Origin of the sequence: Pandoraea bronchicola (genome assembly GCF_902459805.1) — a bacterium.
Lineage (GTDB): Bacteria > Pseudomonadota > Gammaproteobacteria > Burkholderiales > Burkholderiaceae > Pandoraea > Pandoraea bronchicola.
In genome coordinates, this window is sequence record NZ_CABPST010000015.1 from 57,819 (window position 1) to 81,902 (window position 24,084).

The following is a 24,084-nucleotide window of genomic DNA, read 5'->3' on the forward strand; positions in this document are numbered from 1 at the left end:
TCGTCTCTCCGGTCGCTGCGCTCAAGAGCTGCGCGTGATGAGCAGGTTACCCAGCGCGTCGACGCGTCCCGAGAATTCCGGCTCCAGCCAGATCGTCGTATCCGATTGCTCGAGAATTGCAGGGCCCGCCACCGTCGCACCTACAGGCAACTCGAGGCGCGCATAACGCACCGCGTCCCACCACTGCCCCGCGTGATAGACACGTTGCGTGCCAAGTGGCGCGGGCATTGCGCTCGCTTGCGGCGCGAGAACCGCGAGATCGAATTTCGGACGCACACCGATGCGGGCGTAGCGCAGGTTCATGATGCGCACCGGGATACCCTCGAGTGCGCGCCCGAACGCCTCCCGGTAGGCGGCATCGAATGCCTGTGCAATGCCGTCGCGATGCAGCGCGTCGCGCGACACCGGCACTCGCACCGTGTGGCTTTGGCCGACGTAAAGCATGTCGAGTTCGATGACTTCGCGCACCGATTCGAAACGCACGCCCGCCGAGTCCAGACGCGTCTGACATGCTTGTGCCAGCGCCTCCACGCGCGCCGCGAGATCCTCGACATCGAGGGCGGCGAGCGGCTGATTGAGTGTCTGTACGCTGTCGTGGCGCATGTCGGCCATCACACAGCCGAGCGCCGAAGTCACGCCGGGGTAGCGCGGCACGATGCCCGTGGTTGTGCCGACTTCGCGCATCATTGCGCACACATGCAACGCACCGCCGCCGCCGAACGGCATATAGGCGAACTGACGCGGGTCGTGCCCCCGCTCGATCGACACCACACGAATGGCCCCGGCCATCTTCGCGTTGGCCACCGTCAGCATGGCTTCGGCGGCCGCATGCACTTCCAGCCCAAGCGGCTCGGCAACATGCTCGCCGATCGCCTGCGCCGCCAGGCCCGCGTCGAGCTTGTCGAGCAACCCGCCACCCAGCGGACGGTCTGCCGCAATGCGGCCGAGCAGCACGTTGGCATCGGTCACGGTCGGGCGCAGATTGCCACGTCCATAGCAGGCCGGGCCCGGAATGCTGCCCGCCGACTCCGGCCCCACTTGCAGCAAACCACCGGCGTCCACCGAGGCAATCGAGCCGCCGCCCGCGCCGATCGTTTCGATCTGGATCATGGGCGAGCGCACCACCATGCCGAACTCGATGGACGTCTGCGCCGAGAGCGACGCCTCGCCGCCCGCGACAAGCGAGACGTCGAACGACGTGCCCCCCATATCGCCTGTCACCACGTTGGCGAATCCGGCCGCACGCGCAATCGCGGCGCAGGCGATCACGCCCGCTGCCGGCCCGGAGAGCGCGGTGCGCACAGGCACATCGCTCGCGGTCTGACGCGACATGATGCCGCCGTTGCTTTGCACCACCAGCAGTTCACCGCCAAAGCCCTGCGCCTTCAGGTCGCGCTCGAGCCGTGTGAGATAGCCACCGACCACCGGTTGCAATGCGGCGTTGAGCGTTGCGGTCGAGCATCGCTCGAACTCGCGAATCTCGGGCAGCACTTCCGTCGCCGCCGTCACGTTGCCGTTGGGCCACAATGCACGCACCGCCGCGACCGCGCGCTGTTCGTTCACGGGATTGGCGTAGGCATTGATGAAGAATACGCAAACCGCTTCGCAACCGGCTTCGAGCAACGCCCGCGCTGCCGCTTCCACCTGAGCAATGTCCACGTCGGTGTGGATCGTGCCGTCGGAGAGCACACGCTCGTCGACTTCGATGCGCAAGTCGCGCGGCACAATTGGCGTGAAGTCGCCGCGCAACCCCCATGTGGCGGGACGGTCGCGGCGGCGCATCTCCAGCACGTCGCGAAAGCCGGTCGTGGTGATGATGCCGGTGCGGGCCACCTTGCGTTCGAGCAAGGCATTCGTGCCGACCGTCGTGCCGTGCACGATGGTCGCGATGGCCCCGGCGCCCGCCTTCTGGGCCGCGTCGCCCACCCGTTCGATCCCGTTCATGAAGCCGCGCGCTTCCTCGCCACGCGTCGACGGCACCTTGACGATGCGCGCCGCACCGGCCGCCTCGTCGAGCACGAACAAATCGGTAAACGTGCCGCCCACATCGACACCCACGATCAGCGGGGCCCCGGTCGTTGCTGCTGTGCTCATGCCTGTTGCTCCTTCGTTGCCTTGCCGCTTGCGGCGTCCGCCGCCTGCGTCACATACCCCATCGCCCGGTCATGGGCGCGCGCCGCCGCATCGCGCCGGGCGGGATCGCCGTAGCCACCGCCGCCCGGCGTCTGGAGCCGCACGCGCTCACCGCGCGCCAGCTTGATGCCGAGCATCTTCGACGCCATCGGCGGCGTGCGCCACTCGCCACCGTTCTGATACTGAAAGACGTTCGGCACCGATGCCTGACCGCCCGCAATGCCTTGCGGTGCCGAGCGGCCGCGCTCCCCGAAGACGAACGCTTCTGCGCTGTCTTCGAGCAGTTCGATCTCGTAGATCGCGCCCAGCCCGCCCCGATGCTCACCGTCGCCGGCCGAGTCGGGACGCAACGCCCACTGCGTGAAGCGCACGGGATAAGCCGCCTCGAGAATCTCAACGGGCGGAATCGTGGCCGTCGAAATGGGTGCGTTGCCGTGCGACAGGCCGTCGCCGTCCATGTGGCCGCCGTGGCCACCGCCGAAGAAGCTGAACATCACCCAACGCTGGCCGCGACGGGCTTCGTCGGTGCGATAGCCAGCAATCGACAGTGCGTTGATGGTGCCGTAAGCCTGTGCCATCGCGCGCTCAGGCGCGGCCTTCGCCATAGCGCAGAAAATCACGTCGATCATGCGCAGGATCGTCTCCGTATAGCCGCCCACGGGGCGCGGACGTTGCGCAGAAATCACCAGCCCTTCCGGCAGTTCGAATTGCACCGCGTCCAGCACGCCGGCATTCGCGGGCACATCGGGGAACAGGTGTTTGAGCGCCACGTAGCAGGCAGCGATGGCTGTCGCCCGGGAAATATTCACCGGCCCCATGCAGGCGGGTGACGTTCCGGTGAAGTCGAGCGTGAGCGTCTCACCCTGCACCCGCATGCGCAGGGCAATGGTGAGCGGCACGTCGCGCACGCCGTCGTTATCGAGCATGTCCTGATAGACATACTCTCCGTCGGGCAGCGCAGCCACATGGGCGCGCATGAGCTTGACGGCACGCTCGCGCAGTTGCCCGAGCGCCTCCTGCACCGTCGTGTCGCCATATTCGTCGAGCAGATCCGCCAGACGCCGCGCCCCGAGGGTCAGCGCCGACAATTGACCGTTCAGATCGCCCCAGAGACTGTCGGGCAGCCGCGTGTTCGCCTTGAGGATGGCGAGCACGTCGGCATCGAGTTCCCCTGCGCGAACGATACGCACTGGCGGGATCTGTACGGCCTCCTGCCAGCATTCGGTAGCCGCCGGGTTGTAGTTGCCGGGTACCGCGCCGCCCACATCGTGCCAGTGTGCGGCCGACGCCAGAAAGCAGTACAGCTTGCCATTGCGAAATACGGGGCGCACGAGCTTGAAGTCGTTGGCGTGGGTGCCGCCTTCGTAGGGGTCGTTGAAGAGCCACACGTCGCCATCGACCATGCCGCCACGCTCAGCGGCCGCGCGCGCCGCCGCCTGCACGGCAAACGCCATCGCGCCGACAAAGACGGGCAGGCCCGACTTACCTTGAATCAGCGTGGCGCCGGTGGCCGCGTCGTAGATGCCGTGGCAGGCATCGTGCGCCTCGGCAATGATGGGATTGAACGCACTGCGGTAGAGCGTCGCGTCCATTTCGTCGGCGATCTGCTCCAGCCGGCCCTTGAGGACGGCCAGGGTGACGGGATCTAGCATGAAGAAACTCCGTTGGATGTCGCTTGAGGTGCCGTACGGCGCCGCCTGAGCAGATTGAGCAGTCCGCCCGCGTCGACCATGTCGAGCAGGAAGCCCGGCACGGTCTCGCAGGCGAGACGGCTGCCGTCGGCGCGTTCGACGAAGCCTTCGCGCGGCGAAAGCCGCAGGGCTTCGCCCTCGGCAATGCGCAGCGCGTCGGCACAGGTGAGCAGCAACAGCCCCACATTGAAGGCGTTGCGGAAATACAAGCCATTGAACGACGGCGCGATGACGGCGCGAACGCCGAGATGCACGAGCGCGGCCGCCGCCTGCTCGCGCGACGAGCCGATGCCGAAGTTCGGGCCGGCGACGAGCACATCGCCCACCTGCACGGCTGCGGCAAACTCAGGGCGCACGCGATGCAGGCAATGGCGCGCGATCTCCTCGATGCCGAACTTCATGTAGGCCCCCGGCGCGAGCGCGTCGGTATCGATATCGGCGCCCACTACCCAGGCGCGATGCGAGGTGCTGCAGGAATCAACAGACGTGGTTGGGGTGGTCATGGCGAAGTTTGACGAACAAATTCAGGCAAGCATGTCGCGCGGGTCGGCAATGCGCCCCGTAAGCGCGGCAGCCGCTACCGTATAAGGCGAGCCGAGATAGACCTGCGCCGTCTCCGCTCCCATGCGTCCCTTGAAATTGCGCGCAGTGCTCGACATGACGGTGGCGCCTTCCGGGATCGAGCCGCCGTAACCCGCGCAAGCACCGCACGTCGTCGCGAGCACCTGTGCCCCGGCTGCAGTGAGCACATCCATCACGCCTTCGCGCGCGGCCTGAGCCTGATCGCGCTGCGAAGCCGGGGCGACGACAAAGCGCATGCCATCGGCCACACGTTTGCCTCGCAGCACGCGCGCTGCCGCGCGCAGGTCTTCGAGCTTGGCCCCCGTGCAAGCCCCCAGATAGGCGACGTCCACCGCCACATTGGCGAACTCGCCGACGCCACGCGTATTGGCGGGGCTGTGCGGCGCGGCAACTTGCGGCGCGAGTGCGCTGGCGTCGAACGTATGCACTTCGGCAGCCGCCCCTGGATCGCCCTGCCAGCGATCGATGTCGATGGCATCCTTCACACCGGCCGAGCGCAGGTACTGGCGCGTGGTCTCGTCGGGCGCAATCAGTCCGACCTGAGAGCCGAGTTCTGCACTCATGTTCGAGAGCGTCATGCGCTCCTGCATCGACAGTGCGCGCACCGCCTCGCCGCAGAATTCGATCGCCTGATAGCGTCCGCCATTCATGCCGAAGCGGCCGATCATGTGCAGCATCATGTCCTTGGCGGTCACGCCGTCAGCCAGACGTGCGTCCCAGCGCATCTGAAGCGTGTCGGGCACCTTGACCCAGATTTCGCCCGAGACGGCCACGCCCAGCATTTCCGTGCTGCCGATGCCGAACATGTAAGCGCCGAACGCCCCGCCGGTTGGCGAGTGCGAATCGCCTCCCACGCAGAACATGCCGGGACGCAGATGCCCGTGTTCGGGCACGACCACATGGCAAATGCCGACCGAGTCGTAGACGTTGGGCAGCGCCTGCGCGCTCGCCCAGTCCCGGGCAATGCGCACGATCCGCCGCGACTCGTCGTCGGATTCGGGCACGTAGTGATCGATCACGAGCACCACTTTCGATTTGTCCCACAACTGCGCGCCCAGCGACTCAAGCATCGGTTGCAGCCGGCGCGGGCCGCTGGAATCGTGAAACATCGCGAGATCGACGCGACAGGTGATGATCTCGCCCACGGCGACTTCGTCGCGGCCACAGGCGGCCGCCAGCAGTTTTTGCGTCAGAGTTTGCGCCACGGTCATTCCCTTACATTCCGAGATAGGCGCGGCGCAGGTCGCTGCTTGCCAGCAACTCAGCGCACGTGCCGCTGTGACGGATCGCCCCGTTCTCCAGCACGTAGCCGCGCTGGCCGGTTTCCAGCGACTGGCCCACGTTCTGTTCGACGAGCAGGATCGACAGGCCGTCGTGCTGCAGGCGGGCGATCAGCGTGAACAGTTCTTCGACCATCAAGGGCGAGAGCCCCAATGAAGGCTCGTCGAGGATGAGTAGCCTGGGCTCGGCCATCAGGCCACGGCCGATGGCCAGCATCTGCTGCTCGCCGCCGGACATCGTGCCGGCCGGCTGGCCGATGCGCTCGCGCAGGCGCGGGAACAGATCGAGCATGCGCTCCAGACTTTGCTCACGCGACGCGCGTCCGCGGGCAAAGGCGCCCAGCATCAGGTTCTCGCGCACACTCAGGTTCGGGAAGATACGGCGGCCTTCCGGCACCTGGATCAGCCCTGCCTTCACCACGTCGCGGTAATGGCGTCCGGTAAGGTCGTGTCCGTCGAACCGCACACGCCCGGCCCAGACGGGGTTGATGCCCGAGAGCGTATTGTTCAGCGTGGATTTGCCCGCGCCGTTGCTGCCGAGCAGCACCACGATCTCACCTGCGCCGACCGTCAGGTCGACACCGCGCAGCACCTCGACGCGGCCGTAGCCGGTGTGCAGTCCCTCGACTTCCAGCAAATGGCTCATTGCGCACCTCCCGACTGCGCGGCCAGCCGCGCCGCCGTGCCATGCCCCAGATAGGCTTCGATAACGGCAGCGTCGGATGTGACTTCACGAGGCGTTCCCGCGGCAATCAACTTCCCCTGCGACAGCACCCACACATGCTCGGCAAGACTCATGACCGCACGCATGACATGCTCGATCATCAACACCGTCACCCCGCTCTGGGCGATCTCGCGCACTACGGGAATCATCTCGTCGATCTCGCTCGGATTGAGGCCCGCGAGCACCTCGTCGAGCAGTAGCAGACGCGGACGTGTTGCCAGCGCACGGGCCAGCTCGAGCCGTTTTCGACCGCACACGGTGAGGTCGGCGGCGGGCTTGTCCAACTGCGCCTGCAAGTTCGTGCGAACTGCGATCTCCTCGGCCTCGCGCAGCGCTGCGCGGCGCTCGCGCTGGTGCAGATGCGCGCCCACGGCAATGTTCTCGCGCACCGTCTGCGCGCCGAACGGCTGCACGATCTGGAAAGTGCGCGTGAGTCCCTGGCGCGCAGTCTCGAACGGGGCTTGCCCAGTGATATCACGCCCCTGAAACTCGACGCGGCCAGCCGTTGGTGTCAGGAACCCGGAAAGCAGACCGAACAGCGTCGTTTTGCCTGCACCATTCGGTCCGACAAGCGCCGTGAGCGTACCGGGCTTGACGACGAGACTCACGTCCTGCACCGCCTTGAGGCCGCCGAACGTGATGGACAGGCCATTGGCCTTCAACAGCGCCTCAGACACGGGCATTCTCCTCATGCGTGGCGGCTGCCTGCGCGTCGGGCGCAGCCGCCGTCTTCTTGTCCATTCCCAGCAAGCGGCGCACCGATGCCCCTGCGCCGGTAATCCCGCGCGGCAGGAACATCACGATCAGGATCAGCACCGCGCCGTAAATGACCATCGACAGCCCCGGCAATTCACCGAACAGGTTGCGCGTGAACTCGCCCATCGCGTACAGCACGGCCGCGCCCAGCACCGGCCCCCACAGCGTTCCCAGACCGCCCACGATCACGCCGACGAGTGCTTCGACCGAGATCGTCGAGCCAAACGCAATGCCGGCGTCGATGTACTGAAACATCTGCACGTAGCACATGCCTGCGGCGCTCATGAACGCGCCGGACAGAGCGATCGCGCCGAGCTTCACCCGCAACGGATTCACACCGACCGCACGCGCGGCGTTCTCGTTATCGCGTACAGCCTGCAACCAGGCACCGAAGCGCGAATGCCGCAGCCAGGCCGTGACCAGCAGCGCAGCCATCACGAACACGAGCAGCAGCGTTGCATAACCACGTGGCGACGCGAATTGCAGATTTCCCACGCTCTGGCGCAGCGGCACCATGAGGCCCACGCCCGCCCCGGTGAACGGCAGCGACACGGCGAGAATTCGAAACACCTCCGCAAAGGCCAGCGTCACCAGCGCAAAGTACGAACCCTTGAGGCCGTAGCGGAATGTGATCGCACCGATAGCGATAGCGACCCCGGTGCCCATGGCAATGGCGAACGGCATCGCCAGCCACGGGTTCCACCCCCACCGCAACTGGGCAATCGCTTGCGTGTAGGCCCCTACGCCGAAGAAGAGCGCGTGCCCGAACGACAACTGTCCGCCAAAGCCGCCCAGAATGTTCCAGGACTGCGACAGCAGCACGGTATAGAGCGTCATCATCACGAACGACAGCCACACGCCCGATTGCAGCGTGACCAGCAACGTCGCGATCACGACACCAAACAACACGATCCAACGAAGGTCTTTCATCGTTTGCTCCCGCTCCTCATGCCCGCGCACCGAACAAGCCCTGCGGACGCAGCAGCACGACGATGATGAAAATGGCGAAGATGCCCATCTGCCCAAGCGAATCGCCCAGCCACAGCCCGCCCAGCGACTCGACCACGCCGATGAGCAACCCGCCGGCGAGCGCACCGGTAAAGCTGCCCATGCCGCCGAGCACCACGATGGTGAAGGCCACCAACACGAAGCCACCGCCCACTTGCGGGTTGACGTAGTACGTCGGCATCAGGAAACAAGCCGCTGCGCCGACACACGCCATACCAATGCCGAAGGACAGCGCGTAGACGCGCTCGACGTCGATCCCCATGAGCTTCGCGCCATGCTTCTCTTTCGCCACGGCGCGAATCGCGCGGCCGAGATCGGTCGCCCGCATGATCCAGAAGAGCACGGCGGCTGCGGCCAGCGCACCGCCGAAGGCGATGAGCTTCGGCACAGACAACATGACCGGGCCGACGTCGACCGTTGCAAGCGTGTAAGGCGTGTCGATCGTGTGGGTATCGGACTTGAACCACACCAGCGCGAGGTTCTCCAGCACGATGGCAAGGCCGAGGGTGACGAGCAGAATGTTCTCGTCCTTGCCATGGCTCGCGCGCTCGATCACGCAGCGTTGCAAGCCGTAGCCGAGCGCAAACATGCCCAGCGTGACGAACGGGAGCGCAACGTACGGATCGATGCCGAGCTTTTCCTTGAGCAGCCACACGGCGTAGAGCGCAATCATCAATGCCGCACCATGCGAGAAGTTGATGATGTGCAGCACGCCGTACACCAGCGTGAGGCCCAGGGCGATAAGCGCGTATACCGCGCCCGTGGTGAGCCCGTTGAGCACCGCAGAAAGGAGAATGACCGGGTCGAGCATCGCATCAGGCCTTGAGCGGGAAGACCGGCGCCACCTGACGATAGCTGTCGGGCAGAATCACTTTGATGTCGCCGTGCGAGACCTGCGTGAGCAGCGGCTGTGCGCCCGTGTTCTGGCCGTTGACGAACTTCGTCGGGCCATAGGGCATGATGTGATCCTTGAACGAACTCGACGCGAGCGCTGCCGTGATGGCCGCACGGTCGACCGATCTGGCGCGCTCGATGGCATCGGCCAGCAGCATCATCGCCGTGTACGTCATGAAGACTTCGTAGCTGAAGAATGCCCCTTTGGCTTGCGTGCGGGCCTTGAGCGCCGCCACACGCGGGTCCTTCGGATTGAACCAGTGATTGCAATCGATGATGCCATCGGCGATGTCTGGAAACTCCTTGAGGAACTTGTAGCTCGACGCCGCGCCGCCCAGCACCGAGTAGATCGCTTTGGGCTGCACCTTCTGCTGCTTCATCGCACGCAACAGCAGCGCGTATTCGTTGTAGTAATTCGCCGGAATCACAATGTCCGGATTCACCGAGCGCATGCGCAGCACGATGTTGTTGAAGTCGCGCGTCGGGTTGGCGTGTTTGATGACTTCCTTGATTTCGAAGCCGCGCGCAGGCAATTCCTTTTGGAGCAGCGCGGCCGTGCCCGTGCCGAAGAGCGATTCTTCGTGCACGATCATCACCGTCCTGGCCGGCTTCCCGGCGGCGTTGTTCAGCGCGGCGAGATCGTCGACTGCGCGCATCGAACACATGCGATAGCCGGGACCGAAACGGAACGTGTTAGTCAGGCCGCGCTCCACGATCTGGTCGGCAACCCCCACGTCGACGACGTGCGGCAGGCCATACTTCGCGGCCGTTTGCGTCGTCGCCAGACAGATGGCCGAGGCATAGGCGCCGACGATGGCCGACACGCCGGCCTCGTTCATCCTCTCGACTTCCGCCGAACCGGCTTCGGGACGCGACTGCGCGTCGCCGAGCACAGCCTCGATAGGTGCGCCGCTGAGCGACTTGATACCGCCTGCGGCATTGATGTCGTCGATGGCGAGCAGCGCACCGAGACGGCACTGCTGGCCCGAATAGGCCAGCGCCCCCGTGACGGGATGCAGCACACCGATCTTGACCGGCTTACCGGCGGCATGCGCGAGCCACGGCGCGCTGGAAGTGGCGGCAAGCGCGGCCATGGCAGTGGACTGACGCAGGAACGTGCGACGCGAACTCATTGACGATTCTCCGGACGTGATCAGTGGAATTGGGCAGACAGTTCTTCGCTGACCCAGACCTTCGCGTCGATGTCGCCGACACGAGAGAGTTGAAGCTGGTACTGGTAGCGATCGGGGCGATACAGGCCTTGCAGCAGTTGCACGGGACGCTCGGACACGTCGCGCACGAGGCGCGTGACCGCCAGCAGCGCAGAGCCGACGGCGATGTCGAGATGGCGCGCCACCACGGCATCGGCCAGACGCGCAGAAATGGTCTGCGTCGCACCGCCGAGTTCAACGCCGGCTTCTTCGAGCAGCATCAGCAGCGGCTTGCGTTCCAGTTCTTCGCGATTGATTTCGGCGATACCTTGCGGCACATGCGTGGTGATGTATGACAAGGGACCGGCCTGCGTGCTGCGCACGCGGATGCTCTTGTGGACCGGTGCGCCGGGCTCCAGCGCCAGCGCATCGGCAACGGCATCGCTCGCGCCCACGACACTCGATTCGAGCACCGACACGCTCGTGCGCAGCCCCATATTGACGATGTTCTCGAGCAGGCCGGTCAGATGCGCCTTCTCGCGGGAGAAGCCGCCCCCCTTGCCGCCGGTGCGTTGCCCGGCATGCAGCGGCCATGTCCCCAGTCCCGGGCGGCGCACGACGAGCCCATCGGCAACCAGCATTTCCATCGCCTTGCGAATCGTAATGCGCGCCACGCTGAACTGATCGGCCAGCACGTGCTCGCCCGGCACGCCGTCACGATCGAAGCGTCCCTCCTGCAACTGCTCGCGCAGCACGAGGTAGATCTGGTGGTACTTCGGAAGCGGTAGTGGGGTATCCATGCGGCGATTCTGGAAGTGTCATAATGTTCGGTCAATAGAACAAAGTGACAGACAATATGTTCTATCGGGAAAACACCTAAAGCATTCAGGACTGTTGGCAGCATGCCAGCAAACGCAAGCAGGGCAAGGGTTTTCAGGTTGCGGCGACGCATGCTTCGATGCTTCGCCGCAACCGTTTTCAGAAGCGGTGACGCAAGCCGACGTAATAGCTCATCTGGTTGTCGTAACCATTGAGCTTCACGCCGTTGCCGCCGGTCCAATTGGTCGTTGACGTTCCGAAGAGTCCCGACCATCCGCCGTCCACCCGCTCATACGCGGTGGCGAAATAGACATCGGTGCGTTTGGACAGGAAGTAGTCGATCACCCCATAGAGCGTTTGCCGTTTGCCGCTGAAATTCACCGCGCTCGTGTTGTCGTACATATAAGCCGCGATGAATTGCCACGACGGATTGAGCAGGTAGCTCGCGCCCAGCGTGAAGAATTGATCTCGTCTCGCGGCGGAGAACACGGAGCCGATGGCAGCGACGGTCGTCGGCGTGGCCGCAGTGCTCATGTTCGTGATCGACGCGTAATCGGTGCCGCCGTTGGACACGTCGAAACCGGCGTCTCGCTGGCTCTGGAGATAGTCGGCGTGGAATTTCCACTGCCCGTAGCTCACTTTGGCGCCGAGCGACCAGGTCTTGGCGAGACGGCTCTGCGAATCATGTGTCTGTTGCACCTGTCCGGTGAAGACGTTGCCGCTCTGCTCCCACGACACACCGCCCGAGGCCGACGAGCGCGCCGAGCCCTGCCCTGCGATACCGCCGAACGCGTATTGGAGATTCACGCCGAAGGGGCCGAATTTCTTCGTCCACGTGAGCGCATTGTTAAAACGCTGGCCTGTCAGGAAGACGAGCCACGAGTTCGTCGGCGGCGCGCCGATGAAGATCGGATCGACCATCGAGATCGCCACCACGGCGCCGGTGTATTGACGGCCAAGCGCGAATTCACCCCAGCCGCCCTGCAGCGCGATGAATGCCTGACGCCCGAAGAGTTGCCCTTGCTGATCGAACGTTCCGGCTTGCGAGTTGAAGCCGTTCTCCAGCACGAAGCGCGCCTTCATGCCGCTGCCGAGATCCTCCACCCCTTGCAGGCCGAAGCGGCTCGCGGAGAGGAAACCTTCGCCGGCCTGATTGACGGAATAGATGCGGCCGCCGTCGGGGCTCGCGTGGTTCTGCGAAACGATAGCCGCTTCCATCACGCCGTAAAGCGTGACGCTGGACTGCGCGATGGCGGGCGTGGTCGCGCTGGCGAGCAGCAATGCAATGCCGGCAGCGGTGGCTGAGGAAGCGAGAGGTAGCGTTTTGCGCGTGATGTGTGTCATGGGCGTGCGTCCTTCTGTTGTTGAAGAAAACAGTTCCCCGGTGCGCCGGGCGTTTGCCGGCGTCGTGAGCGAAACACTCACGGGACATGGCAAACACCAGGGCGCACGCAGCCGCGGCGTGAGCACGCGGCGCACGTCGGACGGCAAAGGAAAATTGGGAAGGCACGCTGGCGCGATCTGCATCGCAACGCGCCACGTGCCGGTGGCGAGAAGCGACTTACTCGCGCAGAACGCGATACGCTGCGCGCTGAATGGCGAACGTCTTCATCGGCGTCGAAAGAGAGGAAGTCATCATGGCGACGACTCTAGGAGCGCCAATTTGTAGCGTCAATGGAACAAATGGCCACCGTGGTTGTTCCATCGGGAAATTCCCGAGCCCTCTGTCATGCGGGGAACGACGCGAGGCTGTTTGCCGCCCCCGACATCCTCGCGGGCGAGGCGTCGTTGCCTGACGTCGGCCGGCATGATCGCATTCCGCCATCACAGGAACTCGACATCGAGGGCAATACGACACGACACGTTGCCGATCATGGCGAGTCGCTGTCGTTGCGCGTCTTATCGAGGCGCGGAAAGTTAGCGCGCCGAACCTCGAGCCTCGTCCAGAATCCATTTCGCGAATGCCTGAACTGGCCCCGCACTCAAATCGATCGGGTCAGGAAGCACAAGGCAGAAGTTTTTGGTAATTGCCTTGCCATCCGGCCAAGGCGCGACCAAACGGCCTTGTTCAAGCTCGGCACCGATGTAAAGACGCGGCACCAGTGCGACGCCCAAGCCGGCGAGCGCCGCTTCGATCAGCATCGAATGCAGATCGTAACGTGCACCAACCGCCGGGTTGGACAGCACAACGCCCGACGCTTGCGCATAAATCTGCCAGGCGTCCGGATTCTGCCTCCTGTGAAGGAGTGGCAGCTTATCGAGCGATGCGTTTTCACCAGCGTCGGCAAGCAGCGCCGGACTGCAGACCGGCACAAGGATCTCCTCGAGTAGATGATGGAGGTGCATTCCTGCCCATGCCGGATGCTCGAAATGAATGGCCGCGTCGAAACCGCTACCGGCCAGAAGGAAGGGCTCCATCCGTTCGGCAATATGTACGGTAATGTTCGGATGCCGGTTCTGAAACCGCTTCAGTCGGGGGATAAGCCAACGGGTGGCGAAGGTCGGACTGGCGGCGATATCGATACTCGCCCCCTCGATGGGCTGCCCCATCAGATATAGGCTGTCCCGTTCCAGCCGGTCCAGAATCTCCCGAACCTGCACCGCGTATCGCGCACCGTTCGGTGCGAGCCGTACCCGATTTCCCACTCGCTCGAACAACGCCACCCCCAAAAACGCCTCCAACCGGCCGATCTGGCGACTGACAGCCCCCTCAGTCCGAGCCAACTCCTCGGCGGCGCGGGCAAAGCTGCCGTGTCGAGCCGCGGCCTCGAACGCCAGGAGTGCAGAGTTGCTGGGAATCTTGCGTGCCATGAAAGTCTCGCTGGTGAGAACGTGATGACGGTCAGCTTGAGCAAACATCACTGAAGGCTGACTTTATTTCGATATATAGAGCGCAAACGCCAGCCTACCATTACGTTACCGCACTAAGGATGAGCTTTCGCAAGAACATGCTGATCCGGTACATAGGACAATGTGATGATCTACACCGTGGAATGCAGCTTCGCCGATCCTGGCAGCGAAGCCGAATGGAACGACTTCTACAGTCTTGAAAAACTGCCGGCCCTGATCTCGGTCACCGGCTTTCGCACCTCCCAGCGATTCAAATCGATGAGCGAGGGTTGCCCCGTCTATCTGGCCGTACACACGATTGACGGTCTCGATGTCCTGACGGGAGAGGAATATCGCCAGAAAGGCGGCGGCAATTTCGCCAGGTGGCAGCAGCACATCACCGACTGGCACCGGAATCTGTATAGCGATATCGGCCTCGCACCTGCCGTCAATGCTGACGAACGCCTCGCGCTCTGCGCCGACGGCCCCGATGCGCTGATCCGGATGGGCCTTGAGCCGTTGGCCATGCGAGCCGTTGCGCTGGAGAAGTTTCCGGAGCACCGCTGGCTTGCAAAACTGCCACGGAGCAACGTCCATTGTGTCGAGAACATCTGCGAAGGCATTCATTTCTACGCGCCGATGACGGAACAACTGACCCATGCCGTCTCGGTTCCACTGCGCCAGAAGCGCTAAGTCTGCGATGCCAAACGTGACGTTTTACATTCATTCGCAAAAAATGCCGTCCGACGAAAGCCTTGCCGGTCTTTCCAGTGACTGCATCGCACTCTGTACAAGTGTCCTCGAGGCCAAGCTCGAAAAGGTTCACGTCATCTATGTGGATGTTCGGCACGGGCATGGGCACCCTGTCTTCGCAGAAGTCCAATATCGCCTTGAGACGTTTCGCACACCCAGCGTCATGAACCAATTCATGGAAGGGTTGGAAACCGCCATCGATCGCCGCACTGGACTCAAGGCGCGCATCCGTTGTTTTGGTTACACCGCATCGAACATCTACGCCCGAAATTAGGCTATCCGGAGAAGCACTGTGTCCAAGCTCACCTTTCCCTGCCAGCAGGCTGGGGATTTCACGATTACCGCGATCAGTGACGGTTACCTCACGGCCAGCCTCGGCTTCCTTTCGAATATCGACGCGTCCGAAGCCTCCCGAATGCAAAGCGAGGCCGGGCAGAAAGAACCCTCGGCAGTACATATCAACTGCTATGTGGTCCGCGGCGGGGGCCGCACGATTCTCATTGACGGAGGGGCCGGCGGGATCCGGCAATGGGGCGGACATCTGCATGCCAATCTGTTGCTTGCCGGCATTGAACCCGCGACGATAGACACCATCCTGCTCACGCACGCCCATCCCGACCACGTCGGGGGGCTGGTGAATGGCGCCGGGCAAATCGCGTTTCCGAATGCGGAGCTTGTTGTGCATCGGCGAGAGGTTGGATTTTGGCAGGATGACGGCAATCTGAGTCGAGCCAGCGAGCGGGCGCGCGGTAACTTCCTGATTGCCCGTCAGGTGTTCAATGGCTATAGCGACAGACTCCGGACTTTCGACGACGGGGAAGTGCTTCCCGGCATCAGTGCGATGTCGCTACCGGGGCATACCGAGGGACACACCGGCTATATCGTCGAATCGCGTGATCAGAGCCTGCTGGTTTGGGGAGACGTCGTTCATTTTCCGCACATCCAGATCGAGCGGCCCGACGTATCGATTGCATTTGATCAGGACCCGTCCCTGGCCGCCACCACACGATCGAGGCTGCTTGACATGGTCAGTGCGGAGGGACTTTTGATCGCCGGCATGCATTTGGGTGAACTCGGTTTTGCGCGAATCAAGCAAACGAGGGGGGAATACGGTCTGCTTTATGTGACTGAAGCATAAGACCGCATTGACGGAATAGCTGAGATCGCAGACGACGCACCGTAGCGCGAAATGCGAAATTGGGGGCGAACAGAAGCGAATGCTGGTCGATATTGCCCCGGGCTTCTCTCGGACCTATGGATTCACCTTCGCCTGAGATGTCATTGCATTGGAGGAGGCTCGCAAACATTCGACCGACTATCGCGGTAGTTTGGCGCTCTCGTAAGTAAGTGTGAGGCGAATTTCGGCCCCGCTGAAATGGGCATGACTTATGATTCGGTCGTCATGCCGCGTGATGGTCAAGCCTGCCGTCCTCGGACTCTGGGGATGTTCCGCCCTAACCAATGTCAAGACCCGCCGTAAATTTGCCTAACGGGTCGACCTCGAGGTGGATTTCTTTCGGCCGCTGCCGTTAACGGGGTCATCGACTATCGACGATAGCCATTGCGATCCTTCGCCGCTGAGTCCGTTTTCCCGAAACCGAGGCAAGCGCCGCGACGACGGGACAACGTCGTTACAACGCAGGGGCAACCATCAGAACATCACCGTATCTCTTTTCATGACCACCGGAAAACTGGCTGTTCTCGCCGGCCGCCATCCTTTGATTGTCGGCATACTCGGTAGTCTGATGTCATTGAGCGTATTGGCGATCAGTCTGATCACGCTTCTGGCCTCCCGCGAGGCCGCCGTCGAACATGCGAATGAAACATCCAGAAACGTCACCGCCGTGTTGGTCAGCAATATCGCCAGGACGCTTGAAACGTCGAATAACTCGCTTCTGGCGTTGATGTCGGCGCTGGACAAGCCTGTGGTCCAAAGCATGGATCGTGGCCTGCGTCACGAGTTGCTGTTTGACCGGACTGCGGCCAGATATGTCACCGGGATAGGCGTCACCGACGCGCGAGGCCGTCTTGTCGACGGCTGCTGCTCCAGTTCCCATTCATGGGATTTCAGCGACCGGGACTATTTCATCGCTCATCGCCAGTCGGCGAATGTTGGGCTCTATGTGTCGTCGGTATATCGGGCGCGGTCGCGCTCAGGTGCGCAGTCAATTGCGATCACACGGCGGATGAACCAGCCCGACGGGTCATTTGGCGGGGTGGCGATTGTTGCTATTGACGTCGAGTATTTCAGGCAGCTGCTTACCAAACTGGACGTGGGGCCAAAAGGTGTCACGGCGATCGTCCGGACCGACGGCACACTGGTCGCCAGAAATCCTTCAGGCAGCGCGGTGGGGTTGGTCAATGTGGGTAAATCAGCGGCGTTTGCGCGTATGTTGGGCCAGGATTCCGGGTTTCATGCGGCTCAATCGATCTCGGACGGCGTACTTCGTCTATATACCTTCCAGCGCGTTCCGGGCACACCGCTCATCGCCGTGGTCGCGCCAGCGGAAAGCGATGTTCTGGCCTCCTGGAAGCAGTTGGCATGGATCGTCGGGATCTCCGCTTCGTCCGTCAGCCTGGCGTTCTGTGCAGCGGTCTGGTTGCTTGCGTTTGCACTGCGAGACCAGGTCAAGGCTCAGGTGCTGCTCATGGAGCTGACCCAAACCGATGCGTTGACCGGGCTCAAGAACCGCCGAGCCCTTGACGAGGTGCTCGAAAACGAGTGGGGCAGGCTGCAACGCAACGATGGTTGCCTGTCGCTGTTGTTCGTCGATGCGGACAACTTCAAAAAATACAATGACAGCCACGGCCATGCTCAGGGAGATATGGCTTTACAACATCTTGCGGCGTGTATTAATCGTCACACGCGTCGCCACGGCGATCTCGCGGCCCGATATGGCGGGGAAGAGTTCATTGTTGTGTTACCCGACACAGACGAAGCGGGCGCAGCTCATATTGCAGAAGCCATACGACGTGAAGTCGAACATGGGCGACCGACTGCGACCTCCGCGACAATTTCGCCGTTCACGGTGAGTATCGGATGCGCGACCGGTCGAAGCTCACGCCCCTTGTCACTGGATGAATTGACCTATTTGGCGGATCTGGCGCTGTACTCGGCCAAGAGAAATGGAAGAAACACCGTCGTTTCCGCAGATGAGATTGCCGCATCGACTCAGCCGCAGCGTTGATTGCACTCCCGACTCACTGCACTCCCGGATCCGCAAACGTTTTTGCTATACTCTTGCCCTCGCGTCGTACCGGTGCGCGTCAACGCATTCCCACCTGCAAAATCGATGCCATCGTCGCCTCTTTGCGGTAGCAAAATGTGGCAACGGCGACGTGATACAGCAGGTTGCGGGGTGATCTGGAGTGATACGGTAGGGGTATCACAATCAGCCGGAAAGCCCCGTAGAATAAGGCGATGCCCTTGATTTCAAAGGACATCGCGCTAATGGATAGAATGCAGTCTCTCCCTGTAGTTCAATGGATAGAACGAGTGCCTCCTAAGCGCTAGATACAGGTTCGATTCCTGTCGGGGGGACCAGACTCATCAACGCGTGCCGATCCACGTAGAGCGCCCGTATCGCGACGAGCGGCGCGCGGTCAGATCGCCGCCACCGAAAGCAGCGCCAGCAGCATGGACTTCGGCGCGCTCGGCCGTATCATCGGCAGCGCCGCCAGCGGCTCGCTTGGCGGCGACTCGAACACCACCTACAGCAAGACCATCGAGGCCGCATTCTCTGACTCGTACAACGACGTCGTGCGCGCCGTGAAGAACGACAAGCAACAAACCGCCGCCGGTGGCCTCGGCAACGGCAGACAACTCGGCGTCCAGGACGACGACGCGCCCGTGCCCACCAAGAACGCCACCCAAAAGAAGAAGTGGTTTTGGCGTTGATGCCCCCCCAAGCCCGGGTTTGCGCAGGTTTTGGGGGACTGGCTTTGGCGACACCAGTCGTCTTGCGCCCAGTCGGTGCCTCTCGGCCTCTCCTCCAGGCGGACCGGGGCCCCTTCCCGCCACTCAGACATAAACCCAACTCGCAGCAGGAAGGGGCCCCGGTCCACCTCCCTCGTTGCCCTCCCCCCATCCCCTCGCCTAGCCCCCTTCCCCATCTGCTCGTCCGGCAAATTGAACCGGCGCACGCCCTCGCGTCAAATATTTTGCCGTCAGGCAAATGAATCAGCCCCGCAAACAAAAGTACCCAACTAATCCCCCGCCTCCGCTCCCCTATCATTTTCACCGCCCATCACTTTTTGCAGGCACTGTGCGCTGCGTCCGCCTTTCTTCGCGGTAATTCCATCAGCCCCATTCCCCCCTTCGATGCCAGGATTCGCATGACGAAGCCTTCGCAGCGCACCCATCAGACCCCAACGCTCGACTCCAATGGCAGCTTCGCCACCAATGCCATCGCCCACGCCTGGGCTCAGGTCGGTGCCGCGCTCAGCCCCCACCCGGATTGCCCCCTGCCAACATGGACCGGCAGAGGCGACACGCGCCATCAATACCTGCTGATCACGGGTGTCGGCGACGTCCCAGACGTCGTGAGCCAGCTACGCCATCTAGAGGCCGCAGCCGAGCGCTTCGGGAAAGTCGGATTTGTCGGCCCCGCGAATGCGCGCCGACTCGTGGAATGGTCGATGGGAGAACGTGTCGTCGTACTCTCACGCATGCCGCGCGATGTCTCGGACTGGGACGTGCGATGCCCGCTGGGTTCACTCGCACAAGCACTTGGGCCGCACGCCACCCCAGCCCACGCCGGACGTCCCTTTCTTCGCGTTGCCACCACGACAGCCCGCCACTGGCGCGACCGCCTGGCCGCCACCGCTCAACACGGCTTCTGCGTCGGCTTCGCTGGACTCGACACCCTCGAGAGCATGAGTGAGACCGCGACACCGCTCAATGCCGCCAGATTCACCTCGCTGGCACCGCTCTTTCAGGTGCCAGGCGTCTCGTGGGTGCCGCTCGGACGACCCGCTAACGATCGGCCAGACGCCATCCCGCTCACAGCCGTCGACTGGATCGACTGGCGAGCGGATTGCGTCGATCTCGCCGACGAAGCTGCGCTCATCGACAACCTGGATCTGGTGATCTCTCTGGATACGCCCCACGCACATCTGGCCGAAGCACTGGGCGTACCCATCTGGCAATTGCACACTGACGCGCCAGCCTCGTTTGCGCAAAACGCCCGGCGCGACACTCACTTCCGCCCCGGACGCCTTACCGCCATGGACAACGCTCGTCACCCTCCGCACGGCAATGAATGGCCGGGCACCGTGGACTCCGCGGCCAATGCACTACGCGCCATGGCCGTCGAATTTCAGGGCTGGACACGCCGATGAATCAAGCACGCCTGTAAGCTGCGCGCCCCTGATGCGGAATTGGCCGTCAGGCGGCCCAACAGTCGCCGACTTGCGCCGTCTCGACCCACGCCATGAACGCCGCCGCTTCGGGCGTGTCTGCCGGCGCCGACCAGCTCGCATAATCGGACTCGACGAACGGCCGGTACGGACCATGCTTCACTTCGAAAATCACGGCACCTGGATCCAACGAAAGCACGGTGTGGTAAGTACCCTCCGCCGTCTCCGTCACGCTCGCCCCCTCACCGAGCACCTTGCGGTCCGTGACAACACCCGCCTCATCGAACGTCAGCACGATGAATCGGCCGCGCAGGGCCGTGAGCAGTTCCCACGTCTGGCGATGCAGATGCGGGCGAATGTACGTTGCCGGCTCCATCGCAATGGCCAGACGCTGAATCGGATCTTCCAGCGACTCGTGCAGGTTCTGGTTCATGCGGGCGCGCGGCGACTGCCCGGCTTGTTGCGTCAGCGTGTCGAGAGCAGCGAAAGTCAACGTTTTCATATGAGAATCGTGGGGAGTCAGGGGATGATGCGATCGCGGCTTGGCGACGACGGCCACGAGTGTAGCAAATCGATGCGCCGCTTCCGCCCATAAAAAAACCCGCCTCGCGGCGGGTTTCTCACTTAGCACTTCACTGCGCCAGCGGCGCAACGACGTGCTTAGTACATCTTCTTCTTCAGGGTCTGGCTGCGCAGACGCTTACGCAGACGGGCCACAGCAGCAGCCTTCTTGCGCTTGCGCTCAGCCGTCGGCTTTTCGTAAGCAGCGCGTGCCTTCACTTCCTTGATCAGGCCGGTGCCATCGATAGCGCGACGGAAACGACGCAGTGCGACTTCAACGGGTTCACCGTCTTTGATAACGATCTTGGTCATGCAATATCTCGAATAGTGATTCGGCTCATTCGAGCCGGATATTTAAACTTACCGAGCAAAGATACCCTTCCCCGCCCTGCCGGAGACTCCTCCTGCCAGGCGCGACGAACGGACTTGCTACGGACTGCACTACACCACATCCGGCGGGACCGCGACTCACCTCCTCTGCGATCTCCCGATTGGCATTCGACGCCCCGCTCGCTACCGCGAACCCTGCATCGCGCCTTCCAGACTGGCTGAACGGTTGATTAATGGCGAAGCAGCACACTCATCGTTCGTCAGTGAGCGCCACTCCCCGCACTGCCCATATTTTGGACAAGGTCGTGATTATACACATAAAGCGCATGAATTGCACACGCTTTGGCCTTTACCAATGCACAACGGGCGCCGCCGCCAGACGACGGGGCCCGTTGCAGCCCGGGGCAAAGGCGCCTGCCCCGCCGCCGGTCAGGCCGGCATATGGCTTGCGCCGGCCCGAGAACCCTCTCAGAACTTGTGACGCACGCCAGCGATGACGGCGATCTGCGACTGGGCGCCGGTGCCCGTCGGGCCGCCAACGTTGTCGATCGCGGCCACGATGGCGTCACCCGTTGCGCGCTGGTAGACGCCCGTCAGGTACGATTCCGTGCGCTTGCTGAACGAATATACGCCACCCGCGTTGACCTGGAACCAGCGGGGCTTCGTGCCCTTGGTGATGCCGGACAGTGCCGTCGCACCGCCCACACTGCCGTCGCTGTAGATGAAGGCCAGACCACCCAACAGATTCGGCGTCACCTGGTACTTCCCGTTCAGTTCGAACGTGTTCACGCGAATCGACGATTGGTTCGTGTAGCGCACCTTGGCATAGCTGTACACGAAGCCGACCGTAGCGGCCTGAATCTGGTACGACACGCCCGCAGCCGCGATGTCGTGCTTGTCGACGGCGCTCGTGTAGAAGATGTCGGTGGCGCTCGAGTAATCGTTCGACACGGCACCGCTTCCGTTGGCCGTGCCCGGGCTTGCCAGGTGCATGTAGCCAATGGCTGCCATGAGCGGGCCGTTGGCATACGACGCGCCGAGGCTGAACGCGTTGTTATGCGAAAAACCCGTGCCGTTGCCATTGTTGGCTTCGTTGCTGAAACCGTACAACGCGCCGAAAGAGAACCCGCTGTAGTTCGCGCTGGTGTACTTGATCGAGTTGTTGACGCGAAATGAGTTGTACAGGTTGTCGATGTCGCCAACGTGCGCGCCGTATTGCGTCGCCCATTGCTTGGCCGACGTAATCGGGCTGACGAAATCGACCACGGAGTCGTACTGACGACCGATCGTCACGGTGCCGGCTTGCGCGCTCTGCAACCCCACGTATGCCTGACGGCCGAACATGCGGCTGTTCTGCAGCAAGCCGCCATTGGTCAGGCTGAAGCCGTTTTCCAACACGAACACCGCCTTCAGACCGCCGCCCAGGTCTTCCGCCCCCTTCAGGCCCCAGCGGTTGCCCTGACCAATGCCGCTCACGGCCTGGATGTTGTGCGCGCCCTTGGCGTTCAGGCCGCTGGCGACATTGTTGACGTAGCCGATACCGGCGTCGATCACCCCGTAAAGCGTAACGTTGCTCTGGGCCATCGCCGGTGCGGCGACGGCAAAGCTGGCGGCAGCCAGCGCCGTGAGTGGGAAGCGCTTCATATTTTCCTCTTTGATAGTGGTCTTATACTTTTTGGGTCCGCCACGGCGGACATCCCCTGTCGATGCCGGTTGCCCACGTCAGCACGACGCGCTTTGCTGCAACCGCAAATGCAATGGAGTACTTAACAAATGACTGGCGGTGCTTTCCTGCAAAGGACAAGCACCGCCAGCGATGGTCAAGCGCACGCATTTTGACACGACCGTGACACACGCCGCGCACGAGTGGTGCGTTTGCAACACAGGAAATTCACGGCATATGCCCCCGTGCCGCAATCGATTCGGCAACCGTGATATTTGCCATCACCGACGCAATATGCGAGGCGCCACCCAATCCCCCCCGACGCACGAGTGTATTGGCTCACCGACCCAATGAAAAACGGCGCGTCGCCGAATCGGCGCGCGCCGTTGATCTGGAGATTCGTGACGCCGGGGCAATCGTTGCCGATATGCCCTCGCTCGCCCCCCTTGAATAAAGTTATGTCGCGCGACGACCCGGCGGCGTCTTGAGCGGTGCGGGCGCCGACGTGCCGACTGGCGCAGATGCCGAGGCACGCTTACGCGTCTTAGCGGCATTGCTGGCTGCGACGGGCTTGGCCGCGCTTGCCGGCTTGGGTAACGCCGCGCCATTAGCCGCGCCTGCTGCTGGGGAACCGTTGCCAACTCTCGGTCCTCGCGCGAGCTTCGTCGAAGCGGCGGACTTTGCGGATTTGCCGGGCTTCACACCCTTCTTGGGCTTGTCCGCTTTCAGCGCTTTCTCGGGCTTTCCGGCCTTTTCCGGCTTCGTCAACTTCGCCGGTTTGGCCGCCTTCGATGGCTTGGATTCGGGCTTGGCAAGCGTCTTCGGTGCCGCCTTCGCGGCGGCGGCCAATTCGAGATCGATGGTGTGCTTGAGTCCGGCGATCACCGGCGCGGCCAGATCGTCGGCAAAATGATCGAACCAGCGCTTGGCATGCAAGAGCTTCTTTCCGCCGAGGCGTCGCTTGTGATCTTCGTCGCTGGCAAGCACCTTGGCGGAGAGCCGTGCACGGCCTTTCGAGAGGCGTTCGAGAACGGTGATGATGGTGAACCCGCGATGCGACGTCTTCTGCTCTGCAGACATACTGGCCTCCTGATGTACCCGTCTCGCGACGAGCCCGGATTGGATCGAAGCCACGAACTGAATCACGTGGATACGAACGATCCTACCACGCCGCAAAGCGTATGCCAGCAGGCCCGAGGCGCTACAAGCGCATCGTGTGTGGCGGAGATACAACCTCCCCGGGCCCCGGCGCTTGTACGAAGTACTGAGCGCCGGCCGAACTGAGAAACGCCCCCCCCGGCGAGGCCAGCAAATCGACATCACCGGGTTTGACTTCCGGAATCGGGCTGCGCGTGGCGATCCCCGCGCCCGTGCTCGGCGCCCGCGGCGACAGTTTGACGTTGCCCCACTGATCGTACTCACGCTTGGGCGGCGGATAGACGACGGTGGACGATAGCGGACGACGGTGGACGATAGTGGACTGCGAACCGCGACCGGCGTTGACAGATTTCCTGGTCAAAAGCGCCAGAGAATTTCGTACGCCGTACGAGCG

The 24,084-nt window shown here is 62.8% G+C and carries 23 protein-coding genes and 1 tRNA gene; 7 read left to right on the forward strand and 17 right to left on the reverse strand.

What is annotated here, in order from left to right; translation table 11 throughout:
* Window positions 1-21: 21 nt before the first annotated feature.
* From PBR20603_RS21515 to PBR20603_RS21570, 12 genes are all read right to left on the reverse strand, one after another.
* The gene (locus PBR20603_RS21515) at window positions 22-2,094 is read right to left on the reverse strand and encodes a hydantoinase/oxoprolinase family protein (protein WP_150561491.1); all 2,073 of its coding nucleotides are present in this window, start codon (window positions 2,092-2,094) and stop codon (window positions 22-24) included.
* Entirely contained in the window at window positions 2,091-3,785 is a 1,695-nt protein-coding gene (locus PBR20603_RS21520) for a hydantoinase B/oxoprolinase family protein (protein ID WP_150561492.1), read from the reverse strand. Before PBR20603_RS21520 ends, PBR20603_RS21515 begins: the two co-directional genes overlap by 4 nt.
* Window positions 3,779-4,327: a LeuD/DmdB family oxidoreductase small subunit gene (locus PBR20603_RS21525; RefSeq protein ID WP_150561493.1), complete on the reverse strand. Its 549-nt coding sequence runs from the start codon at window positions 4,325-4,327 to the stop codon at window positions 3,779-3,781. Before PBR20603_RS21525 ends, PBR20603_RS21520 begins: the two co-directional genes overlap by 7 nt.
* Window positions 4,328-4,348: 21 nt before the next feature.
* The gene (locus tag PBR20603_RS21530) at window positions 4,349-5,617 is read right to left on the reverse strand and encodes a 3-isopropylmalate dehydratase large subunit (RefSeq protein ID WP_150561494.1); all 1,269 of its coding nucleotides are present in this window, start codon (window positions 5,615-5,617) and stop codon (window positions 4,349-4,351) included.
* 4 nt (window positions 5,618-5,621) lie between these two features.
* Window positions 5,622-6,332 carry an ABC transporter ATP-binding protein gene (locus PBR20603_RS21535; RefSeq protein WP_150561495.1) on the reverse strand — a complete coding sequence of 237 codons (711 nt, stop codon included), beginning with the start codon at window positions 6,330-6,332 and terminating at the stop codon, window positions 5,622-5,624.
* Window positions 6,329-7,087, reverse strand: a complete 759-nt coding sequence (locus PBR20603_RS21540; RefSeq protein ID WP_150561496.1) for an ABC transporter ATP-binding protein — start codon at window positions 7,085-7,087, stop codon at window positions 6,329-6,331. Before PBR20603_RS21540 ends, PBR20603_RS21535 begins: the two co-directional genes overlap by 4 nt.
* Window positions 7,080-8,096 carry a branched-chain amino acid ABC transporter permease gene (locus tag PBR20603_RS21545; RefSeq protein ID WP_150561497.1) on the reverse strand — a complete coding sequence of 339 codons (1,017 nt, stop codon included), beginning with the start codon at window positions 8,094-8,096 and terminating at the stop codon, window positions 7,080-7,082. Before PBR20603_RS21545 ends, PBR20603_RS21540 begins: the two co-directional genes overlap by 8 nt.
* A gap of 16 nt (window positions 8,097-8,112) precedes the next feature.
* The gene (locus PBR20603_RS21550; protein WP_150561498.1) at window positions 8,113-8,985 is read right to left on the reverse strand and encodes a branched-chain amino acid ABC transporter permease; all 873 of its coding nucleotides are present in this window, start codon (window positions 8,983-8,985) and stop codon (window positions 8,113-8,115) included.
* A gap of 4 nt (window positions 8,986-8,989) precedes the next feature.
* Complete coding sequence (locus PBR20603_RS21555) at window positions 8,990-10,201, reverse strand: ABC transporter substrate-binding protein (RefSeq protein ID WP_150561499.1); 1,212 nt, start codon at window positions 10,199-10,201, stop codon at window positions 8,990-8,992.
* Window positions 10,202-10,221: 20 nt separating this feature from the next.
* The gene (locus PBR20603_RS21560; RefSeq protein WP_150561500.1) at window positions 10,222-11,019 is read right to left on the reverse strand and encodes a GntR family transcriptional regulator; all 798 of its coding nucleotides are present in this window, start codon (window positions 11,017-11,019) and stop codon (window positions 10,222-10,224) included.
* A gap of 178 nt (window positions 11,020-11,197) precedes the next feature.
* Entirely contained in the window at window positions 11,198-12,382 is a 1,185-nt protein-coding gene (locus PBR20603_RS21565) for a porin (protein ID WP_150561501.1), read from the reverse strand.
* Window positions 12,383-12,955: 573 nt separating this feature from the next.
* Window positions 12,956-13,849: a LysR substrate-binding domain-containing protein gene (locus tag PBR20603_RS21570; protein ID WP_150561502.1), complete on the reverse strand. Its 894-nt coding sequence runs from the start codon at window positions 13,847-13,849 to the stop codon at window positions 12,956-12,958.
* A 165-nt stretch (window positions 13,850-14,014) separates the two neighbouring features.
* Here PBR20603_RS21570 and PBR20603_RS21575 point away from each other — a divergent pair, with 165 nt between their 5' ends.
* The 7 genes from PBR20603_RS21575 to PBR20603_RS21605 all read left to right on the forward strand — a co-directional run bounded on the left by PBR20603_RS21575 (window position 14,015) and on the right by PBR20603_RS21605 (window position 19,960).
* Window positions 14,015-14,560, forward strand: coding sequence for a sugar ABC transporter (locus PBR20603_RS21575; protein WP_150561503.1), 546 nt, complete (start codon window positions 14,015-14,017; stop codon window positions 14,558-14,560).
* A gap of 7 nt (window positions 14,561-14,567) precedes the next feature.
* Window positions 14,568-14,894: a hypothetical protein gene (locus PBR20603_RS21580; RefSeq protein ID WP_150561504.1), complete on the forward strand. Its 327-nt coding sequence runs from the start codon at window positions 14,568-14,570 to the stop codon at window positions 14,892-14,894.
* Between the two features lie 18 nt (window positions 14,895-14,912).
* A complete protein-coding gene (locus PBR20603_RS21585) occupies window positions 14,913-15,758 on the forward strand; it encodes an MBL fold metallo-hydrolase (RefSeq protein WP_150561505.1) in 846 nt (281 codons plus the stop codon).
* 538 nt (window positions 15,759-16,296) lie between these two features.
* Window positions 16,297-17,808, forward strand: a complete 1,512-nt coding sequence (locus tag PBR20603_RS21590; RefSeq protein ID WP_150561506.1) for a sensor domain-containing diguanylate cyclase — start codon at window positions 16,297-16,299, stop codon at window positions 17,806-17,808.
* Window positions 17,809-18,089: 281 nt separating this feature from the next.
* Window positions 18,090-18,164, forward strand: a tRNA-Arg gene (locus PBR20603_RS21595).
* Between the two features lie 93 nt (window positions 18,165-18,257).
* Window positions 18,258-18,518, forward strand: coding sequence for a hypothetical protein (locus PBR20603_RS21600; protein ID WP_174978015.1), 261 nt, complete (start codon window positions 18,258-18,260; stop codon window positions 18,516-18,518).
* Window positions 18,519-18,955: 437 nt separating this feature from the next.
* On the forward strand, window positions 18,956-19,960 hold the full coding sequence (locus tag PBR20603_RS21605) for a glycosyltransferase family 9 protein (protein WP_150561507.1): 1,005 nt from the start codon (window positions 18,956-18,958) through the stop codon (window positions 19,958-19,960).
* Between the two features lie 46 nt (window positions 19,961-20,006).
* Here the strand turns inward: PBR20603_RS21605 and PBR20603_RS21610 are convergent, their stop codons facing one another.
* The 5 genes from PBR20603_RS21610 to PBR20603_RS21630 form a co-directional block, all read right to left on the reverse strand.
* The gene (locus PBR20603_RS21610; RefSeq protein ID WP_150561508.1) at window positions 20,007-20,480 is read right to left on the reverse strand and encodes a WbuC family cupin fold metalloprotein; all 474 of its coding nucleotides are present in this window, start codon (window positions 20,478-20,480) and stop codon (window positions 20,007-20,009) included.
* A 158-nt stretch (window positions 20,481-20,638) separates the two neighbouring features.
* Window positions 20,639-20,851, reverse strand: coding sequence for a 30S ribosomal protein S21 (gene rpsU / locus PBR20603_RS21615; RefSeq protein ID WP_010806331.1), 213 nt, complete (start codon window positions 20,849-20,851; stop codon window positions 20,639-20,641).
* Between the two features lie 486 nt (window positions 20,852-21,337).
* The gene (locus tag PBR20603_RS21620; protein ID WP_150561509.1) at window positions 21,338-22,513 is read right to left on the reverse strand and encodes a porin; all 1,176 of its coding nucleotides are present in this window, start codon (window positions 22,511-22,513) and stop codon (window positions 21,338-21,340) included.
* A gap of 475 nt (window positions 22,514-22,988) precedes the next feature.
* On the reverse strand, window positions 22,989-23,612 hold the full coding sequence (locus tag PBR20603_RS21625) for a hypothetical protein (RefSeq protein ID WP_150561510.1): 624 nt from the start codon (window positions 23,610-23,612) through the stop codon (window positions 22,989-22,991).
* Between the two features lie 121 nt (window positions 23,613-23,733).
* Entirely contained in the window at window positions 23,734-24,051 is a 318-nt protein-coding gene (locus PBR20603_RS21630) for a filamentous haemagglutinin family protein (protein ID WP_174978016.1), read from the reverse strand.
* Window positions 24,052-24,084: the final 33 nt, after the last annotated feature.